Genomic DNA, 24,018 nt, shown 5'->3' with positions numbered 1-24,018 from the left:
TGCTTAGGACCACGAGTAGGAGGTTTTGGTCTGGGTGAAGAATTCGACCGCCGCGAAGCCTTGTTCGCGCGCGCCGTAGGAGCTGCTCTTCGAGCCGCCGAACGGCACATGGTAGTCGACGCCGGCCGTGGCCAGATTGACCATGGTCATGCCGGCCTTGGCGTGACGCTGGAAGTGGCGGGCGTATTTCAGCGAGGTCGTGGCGATGCCGGCCGACAGGCCGAACTCGACGCCGTTGGCGACCTCCAGGGCCTCTTCATACGAGCCGACGCGGATGGTCGAGGCGACGGGGCCAAAGACCTCCTCGTTGTTGATCCGCATGCCGGCCTGCGTGTCGGCGATCAGGGTCGGCTGCACGTACCAGCCCGGATTTTCGAGCTTCAGACGATTACCGCCGGTGACCACGCGGCCGCCTTCCGAGGTGGCGATGTCGATGTACTTGTAGCTCGTCTCCATCTGGTCTTCGGAGACGGCCGGGCCGATCTGGGTGTTGGGGTCCAGCGCATCGCCCACGCGCAGGGCGGCGACCTTCTCGGCCAGCAGGGCCACGAACCTGTCGTGGACGCCGTCCTGGACAATCAGGCGCGAGCTGGCGGTGCAGCGCTGGCCGGTGGCGTAGAAGGAACCATCCAGGGCGATGGCGACGGCGCGTTCCAGGTCGGCGTCGTCCAGGATGATCAGCGGGTTCTTGCCGCCCATCTCCAGCTGCACGCGGGCCTGGCGGGCCACGGCGGCGGCGGCGACCTGAGCGCCCACGCCCTGCGAGCCGGTGAACGAGACGCCGTCGACATCCTTGTGCTTGATCAGGGCGTCGCCCATCGAACCGCGGCCGAACAGCATGTTGAAGACGCCGGCCGGGGCGCCGCATTCCATCATGATATCGGCCAGCACGTTGGCGGTGGCCGGGGTCGGACCGGCCGGCTTGATCACCACGGTGTTGCCGAAGGCCAGGGCCGGAGCCGCCTTCCAGGCCGGGATGGCGATCGGGAAGTTCCAGGGTGTGATCAGGCCGAACACGCCGACGGCCTGACGATAGGTCTGGACCTCGACGCCGGGACGGGTGCTTTCCAGGTTCTGGCCGTGGCGACGCAGGGCCTCGCCGGCGAAGTACTTGAAGATGCGGCCGGCGCGGACGGTCTCGCCGATCCCTTCGGCGACCGTCTTGCCCTCTTCGCGGGCCAGCAGGCGGCCGATGTCGGCGCTGCGGGCGATGATGGTCGAGCCGACCTTGTCCAGCAGGTCCGAGCGGACTTCCGGCGAGGCTTCCGACCACGAGGGGAACGCCTTTTTCGCCGCGTCGACGGCGGCGTCGACCTCGGCCTGGCCGCCCATCGGGACCTTGGCGACGACGTCGTTGGTGTTCGACGGGTTCAGGCTTTCGGCCGGGGCGTCGGCGGCGACGCGTTCGCCGCCGATATAGTGGCGCAGGGTGTCGGTCATCGCCGAGCTCCTTGGATCTGGATTAGAGCAGGCCGCGGCCGGCCAGGTTGCGGATCAGGGCCGAGATGCCGAAGGTCCACGGCTTGGCCTTGTCGCAGGTGGTGACCTCGTTCTCGAGCACGCCCAGCTTCGGGGTCGAGACGCGGACGCGGTCGCCGACCTTGTGGGTGAAGCCCTGGCCGGGCGTGTCGCGGTCCTGGATCGGGGCGAACATGGTGCCCAGGAACAGGGCGAAGCCGTCCGGATACTGGTGCTGCTTGCCGAACGCCTGGCCGGCCAGCACGGCGGGATCGCGGCTGATCAGGCTCATGTTCGACTTGCCGTCGAGCACGAAGTTGTCGCGGCCGGTGATCTTCAGCTCGACCTCGGCCGAGCGGACGTCATCCAGCGAGAAGACATCGTCGAACAGGCGGAAGAACGGACCGATCGCGCACGAGGCGTTGTTGTCCTTGGCCTTGCTGAGGAGCAGGGCGCTGCGGCCTTCGAAGTCGCGCAGGTTGACGTCATTGCCCAGCGAGGCGCCGCGGATCTGGCCCTGGCCGTCGCACAGCAGCACGACTTCCGGCTCGGGATTGTTCCAGTGGCTGTCATAGCGGACGCCGACATGGTCGCCCCAGCCCATCGACGACAGGGTCGGGCCCTTGGTGAAGATCTCGGCGTCGGGGCCGATGGCGACCTCGAGGTATTGCGACCACAGGCCGTCCTTGATCAGGGTCTGCTTCAGGCGCTCGGCGCCCTCCGAGCCTGGGTTCACGCTGCGCAGGTCGCCGCCCATGCTCTCGGCCAGCTGCTCGCGGATCTTCAGGGCCTCGGCGGCGTCGCCGCGCGCGCGTTCCTCGATCACCCGCTCCAGGGTCGAGACGGCGAAGGTCACGCCGGCGGCCTTCAGGCATTGCAGGTCGACGGGGGCCAGCAGCTTCACGGCCGCCGCGCCGTCGGCGTCTTCCCAGACGGGACGGATGTCGAGGGCTTCCAGCGGACCCTTATCCTCGCCGCGCGGGATCACGGAGCCGGGCGGATAGGCGTTCATCAGGTCGGCGACGGTGGGAGCGATCTTCGAGACGTCCTCGACACGACCGCCGCGCACCAGCACGGGCGTCGGGCCATCGCCGAAGTCGATGCGGCCCAGCAAGGTCGCGTCTTTCCAGTCTTCCGGAAGGAATTCACTCACGCCCACGGCGTCGTCTCCCCAAGTTCGAGCGTCTGGAAGCTGCCGACAGGCGGCGCTCGTTGATCAGGCACTTGGTAGCGCTAACATGTCTAAGCCGCAAGCGACTTGTCAGACCAATCCGCCAAACGCCGTGTCCCGCGCCGAGGGCGCGGCTGGCTAGGGTGATCTATTTGCTGACCGGCCCGCTGGAATCCCGCACGATCAGGGTGTGGGGATGCACGAGCTGCCTCGGCTCGCCGCTGCCGTCACGCTTGCGGCGGATCTCCTCCAGCACCAGGTCGACGGCGGCGCGGGCCATGGCGGCGATCGGCTGATGGACGGTGGTCAGGGCCGGCCAGATGTTGTCGGCGATCGAGGTGTCGTCGAAGCCGACGATCGAGACGTCGCCTGGCACGTCCAGGCCCAGCCTGTGCGCCAGGCCCTCGGCGGCGGCGGCCATGTCGTCATTGGCGGCGAAGATCGCGGTCGGGCGTGGCTCGGCGGCCAGCAGCCGCTCGGCGGCGTCCAGACCCGAGCGATAGGTGAAGTAGCCCTGCTCGACCCGGATGTCCTCCATGGGGATCCCGGCGGCCTTCAGGGCGGCCATGAAGCCGTCCAGGCGTTGCTGGCTGACGGTCTGGTTCGGATGGCCCTTGATGAAGCCGAAGCGCTTGTGGCCCAGGCTGATCAGATGCTGGGTCAGCTCGTAGGCGGCCGCCTCGTTGTCGATGCGGATGGTGGCCATGTCGGTGCTGGTCATGCCCGGGGCGACGGCCACGGCGGCGGCGCCCGCGGCGCGAATCTCGGCCAGCACCTCGGGCGACTCGCACAGCGGCGGCGGCAGGATCAAGCCGTCGACGCCGGTCTTCAGCAGGCGAGCCAGGGTGGCGCCGGCCAGCTCCGGTTCGGCGCACTTCTCGATGACGATCTGGGCGCCGGTGCGGCTGCTCTCGTCCAGGGCCCCGACCAGGAACTCCGACAGGTAGCCGGTCGAGGGGTTGTCGTAGAGTAGACCGATGCGGAAGGGCGCGCTGCCGGCCAGGCTGCGGGCCGCGGGGTTGGGGGCGTAGTTGAGGTCGGCGATGGCCTGTTCGACCAGGGCGCGGGTCTCGTCCTTGACGGTGCTCTCGCGGTTGATGACGCGCGAGACGGTCATCGGCGAGACGCCCGCCCGGGCGGCCACGTCGCGGATGGTGGCGCTCTGGGTCGTCCGACGACGCTGGCGCTCGACAGGCTGGCTCATTGTTACTTCGTCCCTTTGCGGGGCGGACACTAGACCGCTTCGGGCGCAGCTTGGAAGACCAGCGCAAAATCCTGCTAAGACGCGGACATGACCTCTTTCGGCGCGATCATTCTGTGTGGCGGCGAGTCCCGGCGAATGGGGCGCGACAAGGCCTTGCTCGACTGGGACGGCGCGCGGGCGGTGGACCGGGTGGCGGCGTTGGCGAAGGCGGTCGGCGCGGAGGCGCTGGTGACGGCGGGAGCGGATTTCGGCCTGCCGTGGGTTCCGGACGACGCGGCCTTCGCGGGACCGGTCGGCGGGGTGCTGGCCGGGGCGCGGGCGCTGGGCGCGGCGCGGCTGCTGGTGCTGGCCGTGGATGCGCCGACCGTGACGGCCGAGGATCTGGCGCCGCTGCTGATGGGCGGCGGCTATTACGAGGGCCTGCCGGTTCCGATGGTGGTCGAGACGCGTGCGATTCCGGCCGACGCCGAGGCCGGGTGGCCGCTGCGGCGGTTCGTGGAGCGTGCGGGGCTGATGGCTCTGCCTGTTTCCGACGAGGCGAGGGACCGCCTGCGCGGGGCGAATACGCCGGAGGAATTCAACATGCTAAATCGCTCAAATAGCTTGTCATCCCGGCCGTAGCGAAGCGGAGAGCCGGGACCCAGGGGCAACCGCACTGCGGCGCCCCCTGGGTCCCGGACAAGCCCTACGGGCTTTCCGGGATGACAAGAATTTTGAACGGCTCAGTACACGTCCCGCCGATAGCGCCCCTCGTCCGTCAGCCGCTCCAGCGTCTCGGCGCCCAGCACCTCGACCAGGGCCGCGTGGACGTCGCGCGACATCCCCTCCAGCGACCCGCAGACATAGATGGCCGCGCCGTTGGCCACCCACCGGCGTAGCACGTCGGCCGCCGCGCGCAGGCGGTGCTGGACATAGACGCGCTCGGCCTGGTCGCGCGAGAAGGCCAGGTCCGCGCGGTCCAGCAGGCCCGAGTCCCGCCAGCCCTCGATCTCCTCGCGGTGGAAATAATCGTGGGCGGCCGTGCGTTCGCCGAAGACCAGCCAGTTCCAGCGGACGCCCAGGGCCGCGCGGGCCTTCAGGTGAGCGCGCAGCCCGGCCAGGCCTGTTCCCGAGCCGATCAGGATGAGTGGGCGCGAGGCCTCGGGGGCGTGGAAGCTGCGGTTCGTCCGCACGCGGGCGTCGATCGTCCCGCCGATCTCGGCGAAACGACACAGCCAGCCCGAGCCCAGGCCCGGCGCGCCGTCGGCGCGGGGCATGAGGCGGACGATCAGCTCGGCGCCGCCGTCGGATGGTAGGGAGGCGATCGAATATTCGCGGTGCGGCAGCGGCGTCAGGCGCTCGGCCACGGCTTGGGCCGACAGGCCGCGCAGGGCCTCGATGGCGGCGGGCTCGTGCGGCAGGCGCAGGCCCGACAGGATCTGGTTGATCGACGCGGGCAGGCCCAAGGCGGCGACCTCGGCCGGGTCGTTGCGCGGGCCGATCTCCAGGATGTCGCCGGCTTCCCAGGTCGCGCCGTCTGTTGGGACGAGGCGGATATGCCAGGCCTCGCCGCCGGGGCTGCCAGGGTTGAGCAAGGTCCGCTCGGCCAGGGTCCAGCGGCCGTAGGCGGGACCGCTCCAGTCGGGCGCGTCGGTGACGCCGGTGAGCAGGCTCAGCTGCCCCTGCCAGTGACGCAGGGCGGCCGGATCGCCGTCGTCGACCTCGACGCGGTCGAACAACGGCGCAGCGCCGGACCGCGTCAGCCAGGCGTCGAGCTCGCGGCCGAAGCCGCAGAACGCGGCATAGGTCGAGTCCCCCAGGGCCAGCACGCCATAGCGCAGGCTGGACAGGTCGACGCCGTCCTTCATCACGTCGCGGATGAAGGCGCGGGCGGGATCGGGCGCGTCGCCCTCGCCGGTGGTGCTGACCACGAACAGGGCGCGGCCGGTCAGGTCGGTGGCGGTGACGCTGGACAGTTCGCGCAAGGTCACCGGCGCGCCGGCCTCGGCCAGGGTCCTTGCGGTGGCGTTGGCCAGCTCCTCGGCGAAGCCGGTCTGGCTGGCATAGGCGACCAGGATGGGTTCGCCGGCGCCTTCCGACAGGGCCAGGGTCGCCTTGCGCGTGGCGCGGCGGCGCAGGGTCTCGCGCAGGGCGACGCCCGCGCAGAACAGGGCGTAGACGCCGGCCACGGCGCCGGCCTCGATCAGGCGGCGGGTCTCGGGCGCGAAGGCTGAGAGGTCGACCATCAGTCCAGCATCGCTCGCAGGGCGGGGGACAGACGTTCTTCCAGGCCGTCGGGGCCTCGGCTGACGATCAACGCGGCCAAGTCATGCCTCGCCGCGAAGGCCAGGGCGGCGTCGGGGGGCATGACCGTCAGGGCCGTGGCCCAGGCGTCGGCGCTCATGCAGTCCTTGGCCAGCACCGTGACGCTGATGGTCGCGTGGGTGGTCGGCGCGCCGGTGGCCGGGTCGAGCGTGTGGGCGTAGCGGCGGCCGTCGTGGTCGAAGAACCGGCGGTAGTCGCCCGAGGTGGCGACGGCCAGGTCGTGCAGGGCGACCATGGTGCGTTCGGCGTCATTGGCGGTCAGGCCATTGGGCGGCGGGCGCTCCAGCTCGACCCACCAGGGCTGGCCGTCGGGCTTGGCGCCGACGCCGCGCAGTTCGCCGCCGACCTCGACCAGGTAGCTCTTCACGCCGGCTCTATCGAGGGCCGCGGCGGCCTGGTCGACGCCGAAGCCCTTGGCGATGCCGTTGAGGTCGAGGCGAAGGCCGCCCGGCTGGAACAGGGCGTCGCCGTCCAGCGTCAGGCGCGTCCAGCCGCCGGCGTCACACAGCGGAGCGACTTCGCTCGCCAGCGGCGGCTTTCCGGAAAAGGGACGCGGGCCGAAACCCCACAGGTCGGTCAGCGCGCCCAGGGTCGGGTCGAAGGCGCCGGCGCTCTGTTCGGCGACTTCGATGGCGCGGCGCAGGACGATGGCGGTCGCGGCCGGCAGCATCGTCCAGCTTCCGGCGGCCGCGCGATTGTAGCGCGAGAGGTCCGACAGTGGCTCCCACGGGCTCATCTGCGCGACGACGGCGTCGAGGGCGCGCTGGACCATGGCCTCGAGGGCGGGGAGGTCGGTGGTGGCCGGCAGCACGGCCTTGACCGCCCAAGTCGTCCCCATGGTCGCGCCACCGAACGCGCGCACCGTCCCGCCGACGGGGCGGGCGGGCGGCGTGGTCAGGACGGGGACGAGGACGCGGGGCATCTGTCTCAAACAGCAAAATGCTTGTCATCCCGGCCGCAGCGCAGCGAAGAGCCGGGACCCAGGGGCGACAGCGATGCGCCGGCCCCTGGGTCCCGGACAGCCTCTGCGAGGCTTCCGGGATGACAAGCTATTTTAGACCTTAAGGCCGCTGGGCTTCGATCGTGGCGGTGTAGCCGGCGCTGTAGCCGTCGCCGGCCAGCGGCGTGGCCGGGCCTTGCTGGCCGCCGCCCATGCCGCCGCCGGGCCCGCCCGGACCGGGACCACGACCCGGCATGGCGCCGGTGCGGACCGTGGCGTTGATCCAGTACATGCCGGCTTCCGGCAGGGTGAACTTCAGGACGCCGTCGGCGCCGGTCTTCACCTTCATGTCGGGACGCGGGCTGTAGCGCGAGCCGCCCTCGGCGATCGTCACTTCAAGATCGGCGGCGGGCTTGCCGTCGACCAGGAACTTGAAGCTGGCGGCCTCGCCGGCGACCAGGTCGTTGGGGTGGGTGATCGGCACGAGCTCAAGGCCCTTGCCGGTCGGCTTGAACACCTCGGTCGTCGGCTTGTCGCGAGTGACGAAAGCTTCGTTGCGGTTGAAGCTCTTGATGGTCTTCAGGTCGGCGGCGCCGGCCGGGACCTGCTTGGCGAAGTCGTCCGGCGAGCCGCGGAACCGCTTGACCTCGCCGTTCTCGGTGTAGCTGGCCATCACGCTCTGGCTGGCCGAACCGATCTTCCAGGTGCCCGGCTTGGTCAGGGCCACATCGAAGGTCGAGCGGTACTTGCCCGTCGCGCCGTTCTGGATCTTGTCGATCGCGCCGTCCGGCGCGGTGACGACCAGGCCGTCCAGGCGCATGGCGTTGTGGTCGGGATAGAACAGCTCGTTGGAGATGGCCGCGTCGAACGTCACCCAGACGTCGCCCGACAGCACGGTGGCCGACGGCACGATCCAGCCCCGGTGGGCCGAGGCGGTCATCGGCAGGGCGAGGGCGGCCACGCCGCCAACAAGCAGGTAGGCTGCGGCGGCCAGCAGGCGCTTCTTGAAGGTCATGGCTTTTCTCACTTCACGGAAACGGTGACGGCGCCGAGTTCCGAGGAACCCTTGGCCGTGGCGGGCTTGCCGGGCTTGCCCCAGACGAACGGCACGCGGACGGCCTCGTGGCCGCCGACCTCGCGGGCGGCTTCGACGACCAGGTTGTAGGCGCCGGGCTTGAGGTCCTTCAGCGCGCCCTTGGAGCCGGCGAAGACCAGCTTCTGCGGGCCTGGGGCGCGCGTCGCGCCGCTGACGCCGTCGGCCGGGAAGCTCATTTCGCGGCCGGCCTTGCGCCACCACTGGCGCATGTCCTTCAGCCACTTGGCGCCTTTGTCCTCGCGGTTGCCGGCGTCGTACCAGACGGCCAGGGTGCCGGCGGCGGTGCTGTCGGCCGGGTTCTCGATCCAGATCGCGACGTAGGGCTTGTGGTACTCGGCGACCGTCAGCTTCGGCACCTCGACGGTGACGTTGAGATCGGCGGCGAGAGCCGGGGCGGCGCCGGCGCCAAAGGCCGCGCCAGCAAAAGTCAGCAGGGAGATCGAACGCTTCACGGGGTCTGCCTCTAAAGGTGGACGAATAGGATGACGAGAATGAGGGGCGCGGCCAGGCCCAGCCCGACCAGCGGCCAGGTCAGCGGCCGGGCGCGGGCGTGGAACTGCAGCAGGATCAGGCCGGTGACCGTGAAGATCACGCAGGCCAGGGCGAAGATGTCGATGAACCAGCTCCAGGCCTTGCCGGAATTGCGGCCCTTGTGCAGGTCGTTGAGCAGGGAGATCGCGCCGCGCGTGGTCTTCTCGTGCTCGACGGCGCCGGTCTCGCGGTCGATCGAGACCCAGGCGTCGCCGCCCGGCCGGGCCAGGGCGACATAGACCTCGTCGGCCGACCACTCGCCTTCGCGTCCGGCGACGTCGGCCCCGACGGCCTTGTCGAGGAACGGCTCGAGCTGGACGGGCAGGGGACGCTTGCCCTCTTCCGGACCCTTGGCCAGCAGGGCCAGCAGGTCCGGCGGCAGGGTCGCCTTGCGCGACACCACCACGGGCTTGGCCTCGATCTGGCCGGCGTGGTTCAGGGTGAAGCCGGTGATCGCGAACAGCAGCATGCCGATCAGCGACAAGGCCGCGCTGATCCAATGCCACTGGTGCAGCTGCTTCAGCCAGAAAGAGCGGCGATGCTGATCGGCGGCGGATTTCACGGCGTCCTGACGAACCTCGGCGTTGGAGGTTCGTCCTTACTTGAGAACGAATTGCAATTTCAAGCCACAAGACTCGGCTGGGCTGTCCCGCGCCCAAAAGAAAGCGGAAGTCTACCGCGCCGCGCTTGGCGCGCCACGGGCCAGGGCGCCCAGGAGAGCGCTGGTGGCGACGGGCTTCCTCAGAATGGGGCCATTGTCGACGTCGGGCTCCTGGTAGCCGGTCAGGTAGACGAACGGGATGCGCCGGTCGGTCAGGGCCGCGGCCACCGGGGTGATCAGGCGGCCGCCCAGATTGACGTCCAGCAGGGCGCGGTCGATCGGCTGGCCGTCGTTCAGCAGATCCAGCGCCTCTTCGATCGTGCCCGCGGGGCCGACGACCTTGGCGCCGGCGGCGGTCAGGACGCGGGCCAGCTCCATGGCGACCACGGCCTCGTCTTCGACGATCAGGACGCGCTGGTCGCGCAGGGCCGGGCCGTCGTCGACCGCCAGGCCGGGGCGATAGGCTGGGATGCTCTCGGCCGCGCGGGCCTGGACGCCGGTCAGGATGTCGAGGCGGACCTCCAGGCCCTCGGGGCGCCAGTCCAGGGTCACGCGGGCGGCGGCCTGTTTCACCGCGCTCTCGATCAGGGTCGAGCCGAAGCCGCGCCGTTGGGGCGGGGTGACCCGCGCGCCGGCTTCCTCGCGCCAGACGAGGCGCAGCGCGCCGTCCCCATTCCAGCGCCAGGTCACCGACAGCCGACCCTCCGGCCGGGCCAGGGCGCCGTACTTGGACGCGTTGGTGGCCAGCTCGTGCAGCACCAGGGCCAGGGACTGGGCGCCCTGGGCGTCGATCAGGACCGGCGGGCCGTCGATGACCAGTTGCTCGGCGCCGCCAACGCCATCAGCGCAGCGATAGGGATCCAGCTCCAGCCGCAGCAGGTCATGCAGGTCGACTCCGCTCCAGCGGGCGTTCGACAGCAGGCTGTGGGCGCGGGCCAGCGAGCCGATGCGGCCCGACAGCGCCTCGACATACTGCGCCTTGCTGTGGAACGGGGTCAGCTGGGCCAGGGACTGGACCACGGCCAGGACATTCTTGGCGCGATGGTCGACCTCGCGGATCAACAGGCGCTCGGTCTCGACGGCGCGCTTGAGGGCTAGGTCCGAGCGGGCGCGCTCGCTGGAAATCCAGATCAGTTCGGCCACGTCGGCGACGAAGGCGATCTCGTCGCTTGAAAAGGCGCGCGGTTCATCGTGAGCCAGGAACAGATAGGCCGACAGCCGTCCGGCCTTGATCAGCGAGATGGTCATGAAGGCCCGCACGCCGAGGGCGGCATAGGCCTCCAGGGCGTCCGTGGCGTTGGTGCGATCGTCCAGGGCCACGTCGCCCACCGCGACCACGCGTCCCGCGCGCATGTCGGCGCTCATCAAGGGGCCGAAGTCCTCGAGGTGGATCCGTTGTCCGCTCAACGGCGCGACGCCGCGATCGGTCCCGCCGTCGTCGGCGACGATATCGGCCAGGTCGTTGACGAGATCCATCTCCGCATAGCCGGCCCGCGCGACGCCGAACTGTTCGGTCAGCATCCGCGCGGCGGTTTGGGCGATGACGATGGGATCGGCCTCGTCGCGCAGCTTCTGGCCGAGATCCAGCAGGGCGCCGCGGCGGCGCTCGCCAGCCAGCATCCGTTCAAGTTCGGCGGCGGTCTTCCTGCGGTCGGTGATGTCGTTGACCAGGACGTAGTAGCCGGGAATCTCGCCGTCGCGGGCGATATCGGGAACGTACTGGGCCTCGATGTGGCGGGCGCCAGCGCCTTGGTAGTTGTGTTCGGCCTCGAAGGTGACGCTCTCGCCGGCCAGGGCGCGGGCCGCGTGATCCCGCACCAAGTCATAGGCTTCCGGACCCAGGATCTCGGCCAGGGTCTTGCCCTCGATCTGCGAGCGGTCGACTCCGAACCAGCGCTCATAGGCGCGGTTGACGAAGCGATAGCGCTGCTCGCGGTCGACATAGCTGATCAGGATCGGAACGGCGTCGGCCATCGCGCTGGAAAAGACGGCGCGTCGCTCCTGCGGCGGATCGCCCGGCAGGCCTTGGTCGTCTCGAGACATACGCGGACGCTCAATCTTGTCGAAGGGCCAAGCCTCACCGTGTCACGTTGTGATCGCCGTCCAAACGGTCGCGCGGTGAGGCAAACGGTCGCAGGCGCAACCGCGCCGCGAGCTTTACCGTGGCGCGTCCGGGTTCTGCCTGTATGTGACGACCAGCACATCGCGCAGGGCGGGCTGCTCCGGATCGTGCGGCCGGATCGGCGTGACGCCGTGCAGCACGCGGTGGTCGTTCAGGAATACGGCATCGCCCGGCGCGGTCAGGGTGAAGGAGCCCAGGCTGGTCCCGTCCGGCGCGTAGATGTCGGTGACGCCGCTGTCGACGTTGCGGCGATCCACCAGCATGACGATCACCCAGTCGACGCCGTCGCGATGCGCGCCCTCGGGCGTCGGCAGGCCCGCCTCGTCGGCTCGGGCCTCGATGCGGAACTGGTGCAGCTCGACGTGCCACGGCGTGGCGGGCGATCCCGACAGCGGGTGGAAGCGCTCCAGGCCGGCGCGGATGACGCCTTGCGTCACCGGGTGCTCGGCGATCGCGTCGGTGACGGGCTCGAACCAGCGCTGCACGCCGCCGTTCAGCGGGTTGTAGTCGCGGCTCTGCCAGTGCGGCTGGTGCGGCTTGCGCGCGACCTGGCCGGGCTGGGCGGCGAAGGCCGCGAACCGCCGGCGACGGTAGCGGCCGCCGTCGGCCATGAAGCCGTCGAGGGGAAGGTCGTTCCAGCTTTCGGCGAAGGCCGGCCACTGGGCCATGGCCTCGGCGCCAAGCAGGGTTTGGGTCTCGTCGGCCTCGAAGCGGACGAAACCGTCGTCGGCCAAGCCGCTCAAGCGACCGCGTCCGGCTTGAAGAACACGCCGAGCTTCAGGCTGCGGGCGATGCGCTCGGCCTTCTGGCCGACGAGGGCGGCGCGCGGGGCGTCGAACAGCTCGACGCAGGTCTGATGGAAGAGGTTCAGCCACGGCATGAACAGGCCCTCGGTCAGCCCCTCGACGTGCTGATGGACGGTCACCGGCTGGCCCTTGTAGCGGCCGGAGGTGTTCAGCACCGACGACCAGAAGTCCTTCAGGGTCGCCAGGTGCGCGGGCCAGCCGTCGGGACCGATCGCCGTCTCGAAGATCGGACCCAGGCGATGGTGGCGGCGGACGCGCGCATAGAAGGTCTCGACCAAGGTGTCGATCTCGGCGTCGGTGAAGGGGGGCGGGGGAACGGCCATGGCTGGGAAGATGGCCCTTTACGCCTCGGGACTGAAGTCCCGGTGCGGTAAAGATTGGCTTGCGATTGTTACTTAGGGTTCGCCCGAACCCGATCGCCAAACTCGTCTCCTCGGCGAAAGCCGGGGCCCAGATTCATCCGGAGCGTCTTGGGTTGGCCCGCTAAAGGCTTGGCAAACCCTCCCACGCTCGTGGGTTCGATCTGGGTCCCGGCTTTCATCGGGAAGAACGGATTTGGAGGCTTACGCCACCGTCAGCGTCGCCTTCTTCAGGTCCACCGAGTTCGGGCCGACCAGGATCGAGAAGTCCCCCGGCTCGACGACGCGCTGCATGTCGAGGTTCCAGAACCACAGGTCCGACGGCTTGATCTCGAAGCTCACAGTCGTCCTGGCGCCGGCCGCCAGGGTGACGCGCTTGAAGTGCTTCAGCTCCAGCACCGGACGGGTGACCGAGGCCTGCTCGTCGTGGATGTAGAGCTGGACCACCTCGTCGCCGGCGACCTTGCCGGTGTTGGCCACGTCGATCTCGACCTTGACGCTCTCGCCCTGGCCAATCTTCGCTTTCGCCAGGCGCGGGGCCGAGATGTCGAAGGTCGTGTACGAGAGACCGAAGCCGAACGGATACAGCGGGCTGGTGTCGCCCAGCAGATAGCCGCGGCGGGCCGTGGGCTTGCGGTTGTAGTAGATCGGCAGCTGGCCGACGTCGCGGGCGATGCTGACCGGCAGCTTGCCGCCCGGATTGGCGCGGCCGAACAGCACGTCGGCGGCGGCGTTGCCGGTTTCCTGGCCGAGGTACCAGCCCTCGATGATGGCGTCGGCGCGCTGAGCCAGCAGGTTGATCGACAGCGGGCGGCCGTTCAGCAGGAACACCACGGTCGGCTTGCCCAGGTCGAAGATCGCCTTGGCCAGGTCGTTCTGCTGGCCGATCAGGTCCAGGCTGTCGCGGTCGCCCAGGTGGTTGTCGGCCCAGGCCTCGCGGCTGGTCTGTTCGTTGTCGCCCAGCACCATGACCACGACGTCGGCCTTCCTGGCGACCTCGACGGCCTCGGCGATCAGCTTGGCGTTGACGGCCGGGTCGACCAGCTTGACCTCGTCCTGCGCCCAGATGCGCTGTTCGGTGATCCGCACGGCCTCGGCGTAGTCGAGCGTGAAGCCCTGGGCCTTGGCTTCGGCGGTCAGGCCCTCGTGGATCGAGACCACGTGGCGCGGAATGTCGGAATAGCCGCCGATCGGCGTGTCCTTGGCGTGGGTGCCCAAGAGGGCCAGACGTTTGATCTTCTTGCCGTCCAGCGGCAGCAGGCCCTTGTCGTTCTTCAGCAGCACGGCGGCCTTGCGGGCGGCCTCGCGGGCCAGGGCGACGGCGTCCGGCGTGGCCGTCTTGGCGTCGGCCGTCTTCTCGTCGCAGTAGGGGTTCTCGAACAGACCGCCCTCGAACTTCATGGTCAGGACGCGGGCCACGGCGGCGTCGACCTCGAACTGCGGGATGCGGCCGTCCTTCACCAACTGCGGGATCAGGGCGTAGGCCTCGCCGTCGGGCAGCTCGACATCGACGCCGGCGTGCATGGCCATCACCGCCGTCTCGCCGAGATCGGTGGTCAGCTTGTGGCGGGCGATCAGCTCCTTGATCGCGAAGTAGTCGCTCTGGACCGAGCCCTTGTAGCCCCACTCCTCGCGCAGGACCTTGGTCAGCAGCCAGCGGTTGGCGTGCGACGGGACGCCGTCGATCTCGTTGTACGACGGCATGACGGCGCGGACCGGCAGTTCCTTCACCGCCCGTTCGAACGGCGGGAAGAAGTTCTCGCGCAGGGTGCGCTCGGCGATCTGGGCCGGGCCGACATTGGTGCCGTTCTCGGGCTGGCCGTGGCCGGTCATGTGCTTGAGGGTGACGAAGACCTTGTCCTTGGCCAGCGGCAGGGTCGTGCCCTGGAAGCCTCGGATGGCGGCCAGGCCGATCTCGGCGCAGACATGCGGGTCCTCGCCATAGGTCTCCTCGATGCGGCCCCAGCGCGGGTCGCGGGCCACGTCGACCACCGGCGCCAGCGCCAGGTTCGAACCCCGCGCGCGCATCTCGCGGGCGGCGACGGCGAAGATCTTCTCGGTCAGCTCGGTGTCGAAGGTCGAGGCCAGGGCGATGGCCTGCGGGAAGCTGGTCGCGTCACGGGCGACATAGCCGTGCAGGGCCTCGTCGTGCATCAGCAGCGGGATGCCCAGGCGCGTCTTCTCCACGGCCCACTTCTGGGCGGCGTTGGTGTAGCGCGCGGTCTCCTTGGCGTTGCGGTTGACCGCGCCGTCGTCGGCGCCGGCCGCCGCGTCGATCACCGTGGCGGGCTTGGCGCCCTTGCGGTCGGACGGACGCGAGATCTGGCCCAGGCCATTGGGGAAGTTCTTGCTGGCCTCCTCCGGCGAGAACTCGCCCTCGGAGGTCTGGATCTTGTTCTTCGTGAGCCAGATGCCGATCAGCTGGGCGGCCTTCTCTTCCAGCGTCATGCGGCCCAGCAGGTCCTGGACCCGGGCGTCGATCGGCTGGGCGGCGTCCTTGTAGAGCGGCTTGTCGGACTTGGCCTTGGCGGCCCTGCCGGCGGCCTGCGCGAGGCCCGGCATGGCGGCGGCCGAAAGGGCGGCGAGGCTCGCGCCGAACAGGCGGCGGGTGAGGGTGGTGGTCATCCGTTTGTTTCCCCGAAGGTGCGCAATGGCCGACGGCTCTGGGGCCGTCTTCGTCAAGGCACTATGGAGGCAGTTGTCAGACCACTCAAGATGGAAATGGTACCGGTCTCATTTTGTTGGCTCGGGGACATAGGTCAGCCGGATCGCGTCCGCGCCGATCCGGTCGCTGGACACCAGGCGCAGCCGAGGGCGGGCGGCGACGAAATAGGGCGCGCCGCCGCCCAGCACGACGGGGTGCAGATAGATGCGGTACTCGTCGATCAGGCCGAGCGCCGTGAGGCTTCCCGCCAGGTTCGGGCCGGCGACCTCGATCTCTCCGTCCTGCTCGGCCTTCAGCCGTCGGACCGCGCTTTCGAGATCGCCCTCGACCAGGCTGGCGTTGGGACCGAGCGCCGGCCGCCCGCGCGAGACGACCCACTTGTGCTGCCTGCGCCAGGCCGCCGCGAAGGCCTGCTTGTCGGCGGTCCACTCGGGCTGGTCGTCATCCCAATAGCGCATGATCTCATAGATCTTGCGGCCGTAGAGGCTTCCAGTCTGGGCTTGCGCCTCCTCGATGAAGTTTCGAAACAGCGTGGGGTCGGGGGCGAATGCGTCGTGATCGACGTAGCCGTCTAGCGACTGGTTCATCCCGAACACGAGCTTGGCCATGACCTCTCCCGTTCCCCACGCTATCCCTGCCACCGATCGATCACGCCCTCCAGCACCGTCAGCGGCGCGGGGCCGACCATCAGCGCGGTGTCGTGGAAGCGCTTGATGTCGAACTTGCTCCCCAGGCGCTTCCTGGCGCGCTCGCGCGACGCCGCCCAGACGGTGTGGCCGACCTTGTACGAGCAGGCCTGGCCGGGGTTGGCGCAGTAGCGGTCGACCTCGCGGGAGATCTTGCCGAGGGAGTCGCCGCCGGTGTCGACCATGTAGGCGATGGCCTTCTCGCGGCTCCAGCCCTTGGCGTGGAGGCCGGTGTCGACCACGCAGCGCGAGGCGCGGAACAGGCGCGCCTGATACATGCCCAGCAGGCTGAGGTCGTCGCCCTCGTACATGCCCATTTCCATGGCCACCTGCTCGGCATAGAGCGCCCAGCCCTCGGTATTGGCCGAGAAGCCCATGTTCTGGCGCAGCTTGGGTAGGTTGCTCTGGGCGACCAGGGCCAGCTGGAAATGGTGCCCGGGGGCGCCCTCATGGTGGATCAGCGTCGCCAGCGACAGGCGCGGCCACTCCGCCGTGTCCTTGAGGTTGATATAGACCGCGCCGGGACGCGAGCCGTCCAGGGCCGGCCGCTCGTAATAGGCGCCCGACGAGCCGGCCTCGGTATAGGTCGGCACGCGGCGGACCTCGACCGGGATCTGGGGCATCAGGCCGAACCACTTGGGCAGCTCGGGCTGCAGCTTGGCCAGTCGCCCTCGGCAATAGTCCAGGATCTGGGCGCGGCCCTCGTCGGTGTTGGGGAACACCTGGTCGGGCTGGGTCCCGAGGCTGGCCATGCGCGCGCCGACCGACCCTTGCGTCAAGCCGCGCTTCTTGAGGATCTCGTCCATGCGCGCCTGGATCTCGGCGCCTTCGTCCAGGCCCAGGCGGTGGACTTCCTCGGGGGTTTTGTTGGTCGTCGTGTAGATCTTCAGCAGGGCGGCGTAGAAGGCGTCGCCGTCCTTCAGGCGGCCGATGCCGGCGTCGTGGACGGCCTTGGGGCGCATGGCTTGCAAGGCGGCGATCTGGCGGTCGAGGGCCGGCTGGATCTCGCCGGTCAGCACCTTGGCGGCCTGGACGTCATAGTCGCCATACTGTTTGGCGCGACGGGCGGCCGAGGCGACCATGACGTTCTTGTCGGCCGGGATGGCGCGGAACTGCTGCAGCTGGGCGATGGCCTTGTCGACCATGAAGTCCGACGGGATCACGCCCTTGGCGGCGTCGGCGCTGGCCCGTTCGGTCTCCTGGTCAAGGACCGTGGCGAAGGCCTTCATGCGGGCGATGTAAGTGTCGGCGTCGGCGGCCGACTCGATCTTGTGCTTGCTGTCCAGGAAGTTGGGCGTCGAGATGTAGGCCCCATAATACTGGGTCAACACGAACGGCCGCGAGCCGCCGCCGTAGTCGAAGCGCGAGGTTCCCTCGCGGGCCTCGTAGTTGAACAGGGCGGTGTCGTAGTTGATGGCGTCGTCGCCGCTCAAAGCCTTGCGGTCGATCGTCTTCAGGCGGGCGATGCGCCGGGCCGGCTGGGCGCGGTCGCGCTTCCAGGCGGCGATCGAGCGGTCCGAGAGTTTCGAGCGGGCGTCGGCGTGCTTGCCGATGTCGAGGCCCAGGTTCGTGGCCTGTTCGGGGCTGTCGCTCAGGTCCTCGTCGAAGAAGGCGTCGAACAGCGCGTAGAGCTGTTCCTTCGGTGTGGCCGCCGAGGCCGGAAGAGCCGTTGCCCCAAAGCCGGCGGTAAGGGCGGCCGCGGCCGTCCCCATCATGATCTGGCGACGGTCGAGCATGGCGATCCCTAACGCTGAAACGCCGTGGGCCCCGCGCCCGGCGCGGCGCATCGTTCCCTCGCCGTCACGCGAGCGTCAATGTCCGGACGAAAAAATGGGGAGGGTCCAAACCAGACGTAAAAAAGGGCCCGCTTGGGAGAGGGGCACGGGCCCTTTTCGGTACGCGTTCAGAGGGATTGAACGATCAGGAAGGTGGCACGGATGTCGGCTTCCCGCTCTTCCCCAAATCGTCGCAGGCTGCGAGCGGCTCGCAGCCTGCTGGCGAACTTCTCTTTCCTTCCACGCATTTTCTTCACGCGAACCGGCATCCGGTTCGCTCGAAAATGCTTGGCCTTATTTGCGCGGCGTCAGGATGTCCCCGAGGCGGTCCGGCGCGCCGCCGATCCGCTCCAGGCGCGGGTAGCGCAGGCCGCCGCGATAGTCGATCTTGACCATCTTGTAGCGACCGCCGTCCTTGATCAGCAGCTCGACCAGCTGGCCGTCCGGCTTGGCGGCGGCCTTGACGGCGGCCTTCAGCTTGTCGCCGTCGAACTGCTCGCCGTTGACCGCCACGACCGTGAGCCCTTGCGTCAAGCCGGCCTTGAACGCCGGGCCGCCCCACTGCACGTCGGTCAGCACGCCGTCCGAACCCACCGTCAGGCCCAGCGAATAGCTGAGCGGGGTGTTCTTGGCCTTGGTCTCGGCCGACTTCATGAACTCGGTGGGGGTGTCGGTATAGACGACCTTGTAGCCGCCGCGCGCGAAGCCATCCAGCGGCCCCTTCTCCTGGACCTCCTGGATGCGGGTCTTGAGGAAGGTCGCCCAGTCATAGGCGTAGACGCCGTTCAGCGTGCTGACCACGTCGTCGAACGTGTAGGTCTTCTCGCTGTACGAGCCGTTGTCGACACCGAAGAAGGCCTTGGCGAAGTCGTCCAGCGACTTCTTGCCGCCGGTCTTCTCGCGGATCAGGGTGTCGGCGTCGAGCCAGACCAGCAGGCCCTCGGAATAGTAGTCCTCGCTGCGCTGCCAGGAGAGCCACGACAGCGGCTTGCGGTTGGCGATGATCGGGTCGTTGGTGGTGTCCTGCACGGGACGCCAGTCGCGGCCGCGACGGTTGTCATAGGCGGCGGCCGTGGCGGCCAGCGAGTCCATCGCCTGCTGCTTGGTCAGGAGGCCCGAGCGGGCGGCCAGGACGTTGCCCCAGTACTGGGTCTGGCCCTCATAGACCCACATCATGCTGTCGCGCATCGGCACGTTCAGGTTCGGGGTCCACAGGTCGGCGGCGCGACGGAACTTGCCGTTCCACGAATGGGTGTATTCGTGGCTCAGCAGGTCGCGGCCGACGAAGTTCTTGTCCCACTCGTTGAAGTACTTCGGGGCGACGCGGTTTTCGCTCGAACGATGGTGCTCCAGGCCGATGCCGCCCAGCTTGTCGGACATCGCCACCAGGAAATCGTAGTGATCGTAGTGGTGCGAGCCGTAGAGCTTGTAGGCCTGCTGGACGAGATCCTTGTGGATCTGGATGTATTCCGGCTTGGCCTCGAGGTTCTCGGGGCTGTCGGCGATCAGGTTCAGGCGCACCGGGGCCGGGCCGGTCGGATCCAGCTCGATCGACTTGAAGTACTTGCCGGCCATCATCGGCGAGTCGACCAGGATCTCGACATTGGTCGGCTTGAAGGTCGTGACCTGGCCTTCGGTCTTGGCGGTTTCCAGGGCGGTGGCGAACTTCCAGCCTTCCGGCAGCTTGACGCTGGCCTCGATCGGGATCTGGCGGGTGTAGTAGCCGGCCGGATACATGGTCACCTGCAGCCATTGCAGGTTCAGCATCTCGGGCGTGACCTCGATGCGGCCGACCTTGCCTTCGACGGCGGTCAGGAACTGGTAGCTGATCTGCAGCTCGGTGACGCCGGCCGGGACGTCGACGTGGAAGGCGTGGACGCTGACCACGTCGCGGGTCCAGGGGATGCGCTTGCCGTTGGCGGTGACCACCAGGCCGGCCAGCTTGTCCAGGTCGTTGCGCGGCGAGTGGCCGCCCGGGACCCACTGCGGATACAGGAACACGAAGTCGCCGGCCTTGCTGACCGGCATGGTCGTGGTGACGTTCCAGATCTTGCGGTCGAGATCGGTGGCGTCGACGGCGACCTTCAGCGTGCCGGCGGCGTAGGGCACATCCCGCGGAGCTTCGATCGGCGGAGTAGGCGGCGCGGACTCCGGCAGGGGAGAAGTCTGGGCCATAGCCGCCGTGGCGACCAGGGACAGGACGGAGACCGAGAAGAACAGCGCTTTCACGAAACACCCCAATGCGACGCGCGGGCGTGCTCCCGCGAAGAGAAGCCGGGATGTTTGTGGCGTTAACCCTCGCTTGTCGAGGGCAAGTTGGCCGGATGGGCAAGAACGTGGGTATGCGGCCGAATTTGCGTTTCGGCGCTGAAATCAAGCGTCGGAAGGGTAACGCGAAAAGGCGCTCCGCCCGTCGGTGACGGGCGGAGCTTCTGGCCCTTAACCCAGCGGCGACAGCGGAACGGTGGTCGCCGTCGTGTCGGTCCCGCGGTCGACCCGCAGGTTGTTCTGGACATTGTCGACGCCCGAGACGCTCTCGGCCAGGGCCTCGGCGCGCTTCTTGTCCTCGCGCGAGCGGACCGTGCCGGTCAGGGTGACGTCGCTGTCGGAGACCGCGACCTCGATGCCGTTGGCGTCCAGCCAGCTGTCGTCGGTCAGGCGGTCGCTGACATCCTCGCGGATGCGCTCGTCCGAGCGGCGATAGCCCTTGGGGCCCCGGCCGCGATGGGCGCCGTCGGCCTCGCGGCGATGCAGGGCGTCCTGGTCGCCCATCCACGAGGACACTTCGTCGCGAGCGCGGTCGAACCAGGTGCGCTCCTCCTGGTGGGGCCGCTGGCCGCGCGGGCTGAACGACCGATAGGGGTTGTAGTCCCGGCCATAGGCGCCCTCGCGGCCAGAACGATCGCGGTCGGGGCCGTCGAAATAGCGCTCGTCGCCATAGTCGGGGGTGCGGCCGGAATAGCCGCTGGAGCCGTAGTCGCCGGTCGCGCCGCCGAAGTCGTGACCGCCGACGCGGCCATAGTCGCCCGGCGAGCGATAACCCGTCGCGCCGGCCCCGTAGTCGGCGCCCGAGCGCGTGCGGCCATAGCCGATGTCGCCGCCCGCTTGCGCCGCGCGCAGGAACTCGCCGCCGTGGCGGCGCGGACCGCGCTCGGCGCGATAGCCGCCTTCGTTGCGGTAAGAGGTGTCATAGGCCGGATCGCGACGGCGCGAGGCGTCGTAGCCATAGCCTTGCTGGCGGTCGAAATCACCGTCGGCTTCGACGTCGAAGCGGCCTTCGCGGTCATTCCATTTCTGGGGCATGGGTCTTCTCCGTGGCGGGCTTGGAAGCGGTGGGCGCGTCGAAGCGCCCCGACCTTCAAAACGAAGAGGGCGGAGTCGATGTTCCTAAGGCCGAGCTTGAGATATCCACAGACTCGCCAAACTTGTGGGCGAAGGACCTACGTCCGATATCTGCGCCGCCGCGCTTCACTATGATGCGCGTTCACCGATCGGCCCCCAGCCTCAATGCGTTTCGACGACCGTTTCCTCGAAGAACTGAAGTCCCGCCTTCGCCCGTCCGACGTCGTCGGCAAGACGGTGAAGCTGCGCCGGCAGGGGCGCGAATATGCGGGGCTGTCGCCGTTCACCAAGGAGAAGAGCCCGTCGTTCTTCGTCAATGACGAGAAGGGCTTCTATCACTGCTTCTCCAGCGGCAAGCACGGCGACATCATCAGCTTCCTGCAGGAGACCGAGCGGCTGACCTTCGCGGAAGCCGTCGAGCGGCTGGCGGCCGAGGCCGGCATGAGCCTGCCCGCCGTCGATCCGCACGCGGCCCGCGAGGAGCAGAAGCGCTCGTCCTTGGGCGACTGGATGGAGCTGGCTGCCGCCTGGTTCGAGGCCGAGCTGCGCCGCCCGGTGGGCCAGGCCGCCCGCGCCTACCTGGAAAAGCGCGGCCTGCCCGAGACCGAGTGGAGCCGCTTCCGCATCGGCTTCGCGCCCAACAACCGCACGGGGCTGAAGGACTACCTGGTCGCCAAGGGCGCCAAGCCGGGCGACCTCGTGGACGCCGGGGTGCTGATCTCGCCCGAGGACGGCGGCCAGCCCTATGACCGCTTCCGCGACCGGATCATCTTTCCGATCGCCGACAGCCGGGGGAAGGTGGTGTCGTTCGGCGGCCGGGCCATGGATCCCAACGCCCGCGCCAAATACCTGAACGGCCCCGAGACGGAACTCTTCCACAAGGGGCGGGTGCTGTACGGCCTGTTCGAGGCCCGCAAGATCCTGCACGACGGCCAGAGCGGCGGGGGCAAGCCGCCGATGGTGGTGGTCGAGGGCTATATGGACGTCATCGCCTGCCAGCGCGCCGGCGTGCCGGCCGTGGCGGCCATGGGCACGGCCCTGACCGAGGAGCAGATGGAGGGGCTGTGGCGCCTGCATCCGACGCCCACCCTCTGCTTCGACGGCGACAAGGCCGGCCAGCGCGCCGCCCACCGCGCCATCGACCGCGCCCTGCCGCTGCTGAAGCCTGGCCGCTCGTTCCTGTTCTCCATGCCGGTCGGCGGCAAGGATCCCGACGACATATTGCGCGATCAGGGGCCGGCGGCGCTGAAGGCCCAGCTCAGCGACACCAAGCCTTTCGTCCAGGCCCTGTTCGAGCGCGAGCGCGACGTCGAACCCTTCGACACCCCCGAGCAGCGCACCAACCTCAAGGTTCGCCTGCGCACCCTGGCGGCGACCATCGCCGACAAGGACCTGGCGCACGCCTATAAAGAGGAGCTGCTGGATCGCCTCGACGAGATGCGGGCGGCGCGGCGGGTCAAGACCGACGCCAGCGACGCGGGCCGGCAGTTGTCGCGCCAACGCTGGGACAACACGCCCCGCAAGTTCGGCAAGCCCCGGATCGAGGGCTCCACGGCCGAGGGGCGCGCGGCCGCCCAGGCCTTGCAGCACGCCCCCAAGCCGTTCTCGGCCGCTCTGCTGATCGCCGCCATCCGCGACCCCAAGGTCGTCGACGACCGCATCGAGGTCTTGATGAACCAGGGCCTGGGCGACGCGCGCCTGGACGGCATCGCCCACGAGCTTGTGAACCTGCGCATGGAGGTCGACCATGTCGAGACCGGCATGGTGCGCGGCCGCCTGGCCTCGATCGGCTACGACGCCGGGGTCCTGGCGCTGCTGGAGCGGTCGGCCGCCGGCGTCAAGGCGCTGGATGTCGCCCAAAGCGCCGCCCAGAACCCGGAAGAAGCCATCCGCGTCCTCTGGTCGCAGGCTTTCGACCTTTTGATCCGCCTGACGGCCCTGGAGCGCGCGGTCGACGACGCCAAGATCGATCTCGTCGATGACAGCGACTTCCAGACCCTGCTGCGCCTGAAGACCGAAAGGGACGCGGTCAAGCGCCTGATCGACAGCGGCGGATGGACCGATCCCGAGATGGTCTCGCAGGTGTTGCACTAGTTTTCCTGTCCCGATCCGGTCTCCCAACCCCGATTTCCCCGGCGAATGCCGGGGCCCAGATCGAACCCGCTAGCCTTTGGATTTTGATCAAGGCTACAGGCGCGCCCACTCAAACCGTTCCGGATGTATCTGGGCCCCGGCGTTCGCCGGGGAAATCGGATTTGGGATGGCCGTTAGCCCAGGAATTCCAAGGCGAGATTCCGCCAATCGGGATTGTTTTCCTCGATCACCATCAGCTTCCAAGACCTGCGCCATTCCTTCATCCGTCGCTCTCGGATCAGGGCGCTTTCACGTGTCTCATGCTGTTCGAACCAGACCAGCATCGTGCAGCCGTACCTGGCGGTGAACCCTCGTACGCGGCTTTGATGTTCGAAGACGCGCCGGGCAAGATCGTCCGTGGAGCCGATATAGAGCGTACCGTTGCGGCGGCTGGCCATGATGTAGACGTAGAAAGCCATTTGCCATCGGTCCGGCGCGTTAACTCCACCATAAATTGAAATATTGGTGTGGAGCATCCGGAAATTGGACCCTCCTGCGCCAAAACAAGGCCATCCCATCTTGACACCGGCGTCACCCAAAGCCATTTGCCGACTCAAGGATTTGCCAAGCAGCTGATTGACATCGCTCGGGCCGCCGTTGCGCGCGCCCTCATCGAAACAGGATGTCACCCTCGCCGCGGCCCCAGGTCCCCAGCGGTCGCCGACCCGATCAGGGAAAGCGTCAGGCCGCGTCCACGCTGTATGGTCTCCGCCGGGTCTCTCGCGGAGCGCTTGTACATGGCGTATCCGGACGCGCTTGGCGAATTCTGACGGGAACGTGATCCTTGGGAAAGCGCTGACTCAGAACCCTGACCTATTGGGGGAA

The 24,018-nt window shown here is 68.6% G+C and carries 19 protein-coding genes and 1 pseudogene; 3 read left to right on the top strand and 17 right to left on the bottom strand.

Annotation, left to right across the window (positions count from 1 at the left end; genetic code table 11):
- Positions 1–3 precede the first annotated feature (3 nt).
- The 3 genes from AC1RNC_RS11100 to xylR form a co-directional block, all read right to left on the bottom strand.
- Positions 4–1,440, bottom strand: a complete 1,437-nt coding sequence (locus AC1RNC_RS11100) for an aldehyde dehydrogenase family protein (protein WP_492886195.1) — start codon at positions 1,438–1,440, stop codon at positions 4–6.
- A 22-nt stretch (positions 1,441–1,462) separates the two neighbouring features.
- Entirely contained in the window at positions 1,463–2,617 is a 1,155-nt protein-coding gene (locus AC1RNC_RS11095; protein WP_492886193.1) for a fumarylacetoacetate hydrolase family protein, read from the bottom strand.
- A 160-nt stretch (positions 2,618–2,777) separates the two neighbouring features.
- Entirely contained in the window at positions 2,778–3,833 is a 1,056-nt protein-coding gene (xylR, locus tag AC1RNC_RS11090) for a transcriptional regulatory XylR (protein WP_492886191.1), read from the bottom strand.
- An 87-nt stretch (positions 3,834–3,920) separates the two neighbouring features.
- Between xylR and mobA the strand changes: the two genes are divergently transcribed.
- Together mobA and AC1RNC_RS11080 are read left to right on the top strand one after the other, a co-directional pair.
- Complete coding sequence (gene mobA, locus AC1RNC_RS11085) at positions 3,921–4,454, top strand: molybdenum cofactor guanylyltransferase (RefSeq protein WP_492886189.1); 534 nt, start codon at positions 3,921–3,923, stop codon at positions 4,452–4,454.
- Positions 4,423–4,548: pseudogene (locus tag AC1RNC_RS11080) on the top strand (hypothetical protein); the annotation flags it as partial. The gene mobA and the pseudogene AC1RNC_RS11080, both read left to right, overlap by 32 nt.
- 7 nt (positions 4,549–4,555) lie before the next feature.
- Here the strand turns inward: AC1RNC_RS11080 and AC1RNC_RS11075 are convergent.
- From AC1RNC_RS11075 to AC1RNC_RS11015, 13 genes are all read right to left on the bottom strand, one after another.
- Positions 4,556–6,058 (bottom strand): sulfite reductase subunit alpha, encoded by a 1,503-nt coding sequence (locus tag AC1RNC_RS11075; protein WP_492886187.1) that lies wholly within the window; start codon positions 6,056–6,058, stop codon positions 4,556–4,558.
- On the bottom strand, positions 6,058–7,059 hold the full coding sequence (locus tag AC1RNC_RS11070; protein ID WP_492886185.1) for an FAD:protein FMN transferase: 1,002 nt from the start codon (positions 7,057–7,059) through the stop codon (positions 6,058–6,060). The genes AC1RNC_RS11075 and AC1RNC_RS11070 overlap by 1 nt, the downstream gene beginning before the upstream one ends.
- 139 nt (positions 7,060–7,198) lie before the next feature.
- Positions 7,199–8,092 (bottom strand): DUF4198 domain-containing protein, encoded by an 894-nt coding sequence (locus AC1RNC_RS11065; protein ID WP_492886183.1) that lies wholly within the window; start codon positions 8,090–8,092, stop codon positions 7,199–7,201.
- Positions 8,093–8,100: 8 nt separating this feature from the next.
- Positions 8,101–8,625 carry a DUF2271 domain-containing protein gene (locus AC1RNC_RS11060; protein ID WP_492886181.1) on the bottom strand — a complete coding sequence of 175 codons (525 nt, stop codon included), beginning with the start codon at positions 8,623–8,625 and terminating at the stop codon, positions 8,101–8,103.
- Positions 8,626–8,636: 11 nt separating this feature from the next.
- Positions 8,637–9,266, bottom strand: coding sequence for a PepSY-associated TM helix domain-containing protein (locus AC1RNC_RS11055; RefSeq protein WP_492886179.1), 630 nt, complete (start codon positions 9,264–9,266; stop codon positions 8,637–8,639).
- A 111-nt stretch (positions 9,267–9,377) separates the two neighbouring features.
- Positions 9,378–11,348 carry a PAS domain-containing protein gene (locus AC1RNC_RS11050; protein WP_492886177.1) on the bottom strand — a complete coding sequence of 657 codons (1,971 nt, stop codon included), beginning with the start codon at positions 11,346–11,348 and terminating at the stop codon, positions 9,378–9,380.
- A gap of 114 nt (positions 11,349–11,462) precedes the next feature.
- Positions 11,463–12,170 carry a 2OG-Fe dioxygenase family protein gene (locus tag AC1RNC_RS11045; protein ID WP_492886175.1) on the bottom strand — a complete coding sequence of 236 codons (708 nt, stop codon included), beginning with the start codon at positions 12,168–12,170 and terminating at the stop codon, positions 11,463–11,465.
- On the bottom strand, positions 12,167–12,556 hold the full coding sequence (locus AC1RNC_RS11040) for a group III truncated hemoglobin (protein ID WP_492886173.1): 390 nt from the start codon (positions 12,554–12,556) through the stop codon (positions 12,167–12,169). The genes AC1RNC_RS11045 and AC1RNC_RS11040 overlap by 4 nt, the downstream gene beginning before the upstream one ends.
- A 240-nt stretch (positions 12,557–12,796) precedes the next feature.
- Positions 12,797–15,217, bottom strand: a complete 2,421-nt coding sequence (locus tag AC1RNC_RS11035) for a glycoside hydrolase family 3 N-terminal domain-containing protein (RefSeq protein WP_492886171.1) — start codon at positions 15,215–15,217, stop codon at positions 12,797–12,799.
- Between the two features lie 108 nt (positions 15,218–15,325).
- A complete protein-coding gene (locus AC1RNC_RS11030) occupies positions 15,326–15,865 on the bottom strand; it encodes a dihydrofolate reductase family protein (protein ID WP_492886169.1) in 540 nt (179 codons plus the stop codon).
- A 20-nt stretch (positions 15,866–15,885) separates the two neighbouring features.
- The gene (locus tag AC1RNC_RS11025) at positions 15,886–17,685 is read right to left on the bottom strand and encodes a DUF885 domain-containing protein (RefSeq protein ID WP_492886568.1); all 1,800 of its coding nucleotides are present in this window, start codon (positions 17,683–17,685) and stop codon (positions 15,886–15,888) included.
- A gap of 327 nt (positions 17,686–18,012) precedes the next feature.
- On the bottom strand, positions 18,013–19,959 hold the full coding sequence (locus AC1RNC_RS11020) for a M61 family metallopeptidase (protein WP_492886167.1): 1,947 nt from the start codon (positions 19,957–19,959) through the stop codon (positions 18,013–18,015).
- Positions 19,960–20,157: 198 nt separating this feature from the next.
- Positions 20,158–21,021 carry a BON domain-containing protein gene (locus AC1RNC_RS11015; RefSeq protein ID WP_492886165.1) on the bottom strand — a complete coding sequence of 288 codons (864 nt, stop codon included), beginning with the start codon at positions 21,019–21,021 and terminating at the stop codon, positions 20,158–20,160.
- Positions 21,022–21,225: 204 nt separating this feature from the next.
- On the opposite strand from AC1RNC_RS11015, the gene dnaG reads away from it, so the two are divergent.
- Complete coding sequence (gene dnaG / locus AC1RNC_RS11010) at positions 21,226–23,154, top strand: DNA primase (RefSeq protein ID WP_492886163.1); 1,929 nt, start codon at positions 21,226–21,228, stop codon at positions 23,152–23,154.
- Positions 23,155–23,327: 173 nt separating this feature from the next.
- Here the strand turns inward: dnaG and AC1RNC_RS11005 are convergent, their stop codons facing one another.
- Complete coding sequence (locus AC1RNC_RS11005; RefSeq protein ID WP_492837234.1) at positions 23,328–23,612, bottom strand: GIY-YIG nuclease family protein; 285 nt, start codon at positions 23,610–23,612, stop codon at positions 23,328–23,330.
- Between the last annotated feature and the right edge of the window lie 406 nt (positions 23,613–24,018).

The organism is Caulobacter sp. GW822-FHT01G02 (genome assembly GCF_058802865.1).
The sequence above is the reverse complement of the archived record's forward strand: the minus strand, read 5'-3'. Positions and strand labels throughout refer to the sequence as shown.

Coding starts and splice junctions, on each gene's coding strand:
- dnaG (WP_492886163.1), top strand. CDS start 21,226: ATGCGTTTCGACGACCGTTTCCTCGAAGAACTGAAGTCCCGCCTTCGC.
- mobA (WP_492886189.1), top strand. CDS start 3,921: ATGACCTCTTTCGGCGCGATCATTCTGTGTGGCGGCGAGTCCCGGCGA.
- AC1RNC_RS11050 (WP_492886177.1), bottom strand. CDS start 11,348: ATGTCTCGAGACGACCAAGGCCTGCCGGGCGATCCGCCGCAGGAGCGA.
- AC1RNC_RS11030 (WP_492886169.1), bottom strand. CDS start 15,865: ATGGCCAAGCTCGTGTTCGGGATGAACCAGTCGCTAGACGGCTACGTC.
- AC1RNC_RS11100 (WP_492886195.1), bottom strand. CDS start 1,440: ATGACCGACACCCTGCGCCACTATATCGGCGGCGAACGCGTCGCCGCC.
- AC1RNC_RS11005 (WP_492837234.1), bottom strand. CDS start 23,612: ATGGCTTTCTACGTCTACATCATGGCCAGCCGCCGCAACGGTACGCTC.
- AC1RNC_RS11015 (WP_492886165.1), bottom strand. CDS start 21,021: ATGCCCCAGAAATGGAATGACCGCGAAGGCCGCTTCGACGTCGAAGCC.
- xylR (WP_492886191.1), bottom strand. CDS start 3,833: ATGAGCCAGCCTGTCGAGCGCCAGCGTCGTCGGACGACCCAGAGCGCC.
- AC1RNC_RS11065 (WP_492886183.1), bottom strand. CDS start 8,092: ATGACCTTCAAGAAGCGCCTGCTGGCCGCCGCAGCCTACCTGCTTGTT.
- AC1RNC_RS11040 (WP_492886173.1), bottom strand. CDS start 12,556: ATGGCCGTTCCCCCGCCCCCCTTCACCGACGCCGAGATCGACACCTTG.
- AC1RNC_RS11035 (WP_492886171.1), bottom strand. CDS start 15,217: ATGACCACCACCCTCACCCGCCGCCTGTTCGGCGCGAGCCTCGCCGCC.
- AC1RNC_RS11070 (WP_492886185.1), bottom strand. CDS start 7,059: ATGCCCCGCGTCCTCGTCCCCGTCCTGACCACGCCGCCCGCCCGCCCC.
- AC1RNC_RS11075 (WP_492886187.1), bottom strand. CDS start 6,058: ATGGTCGACCTCTCAGCCTTCGCGCCCGAGACCCGCCGCCTGATCGAG.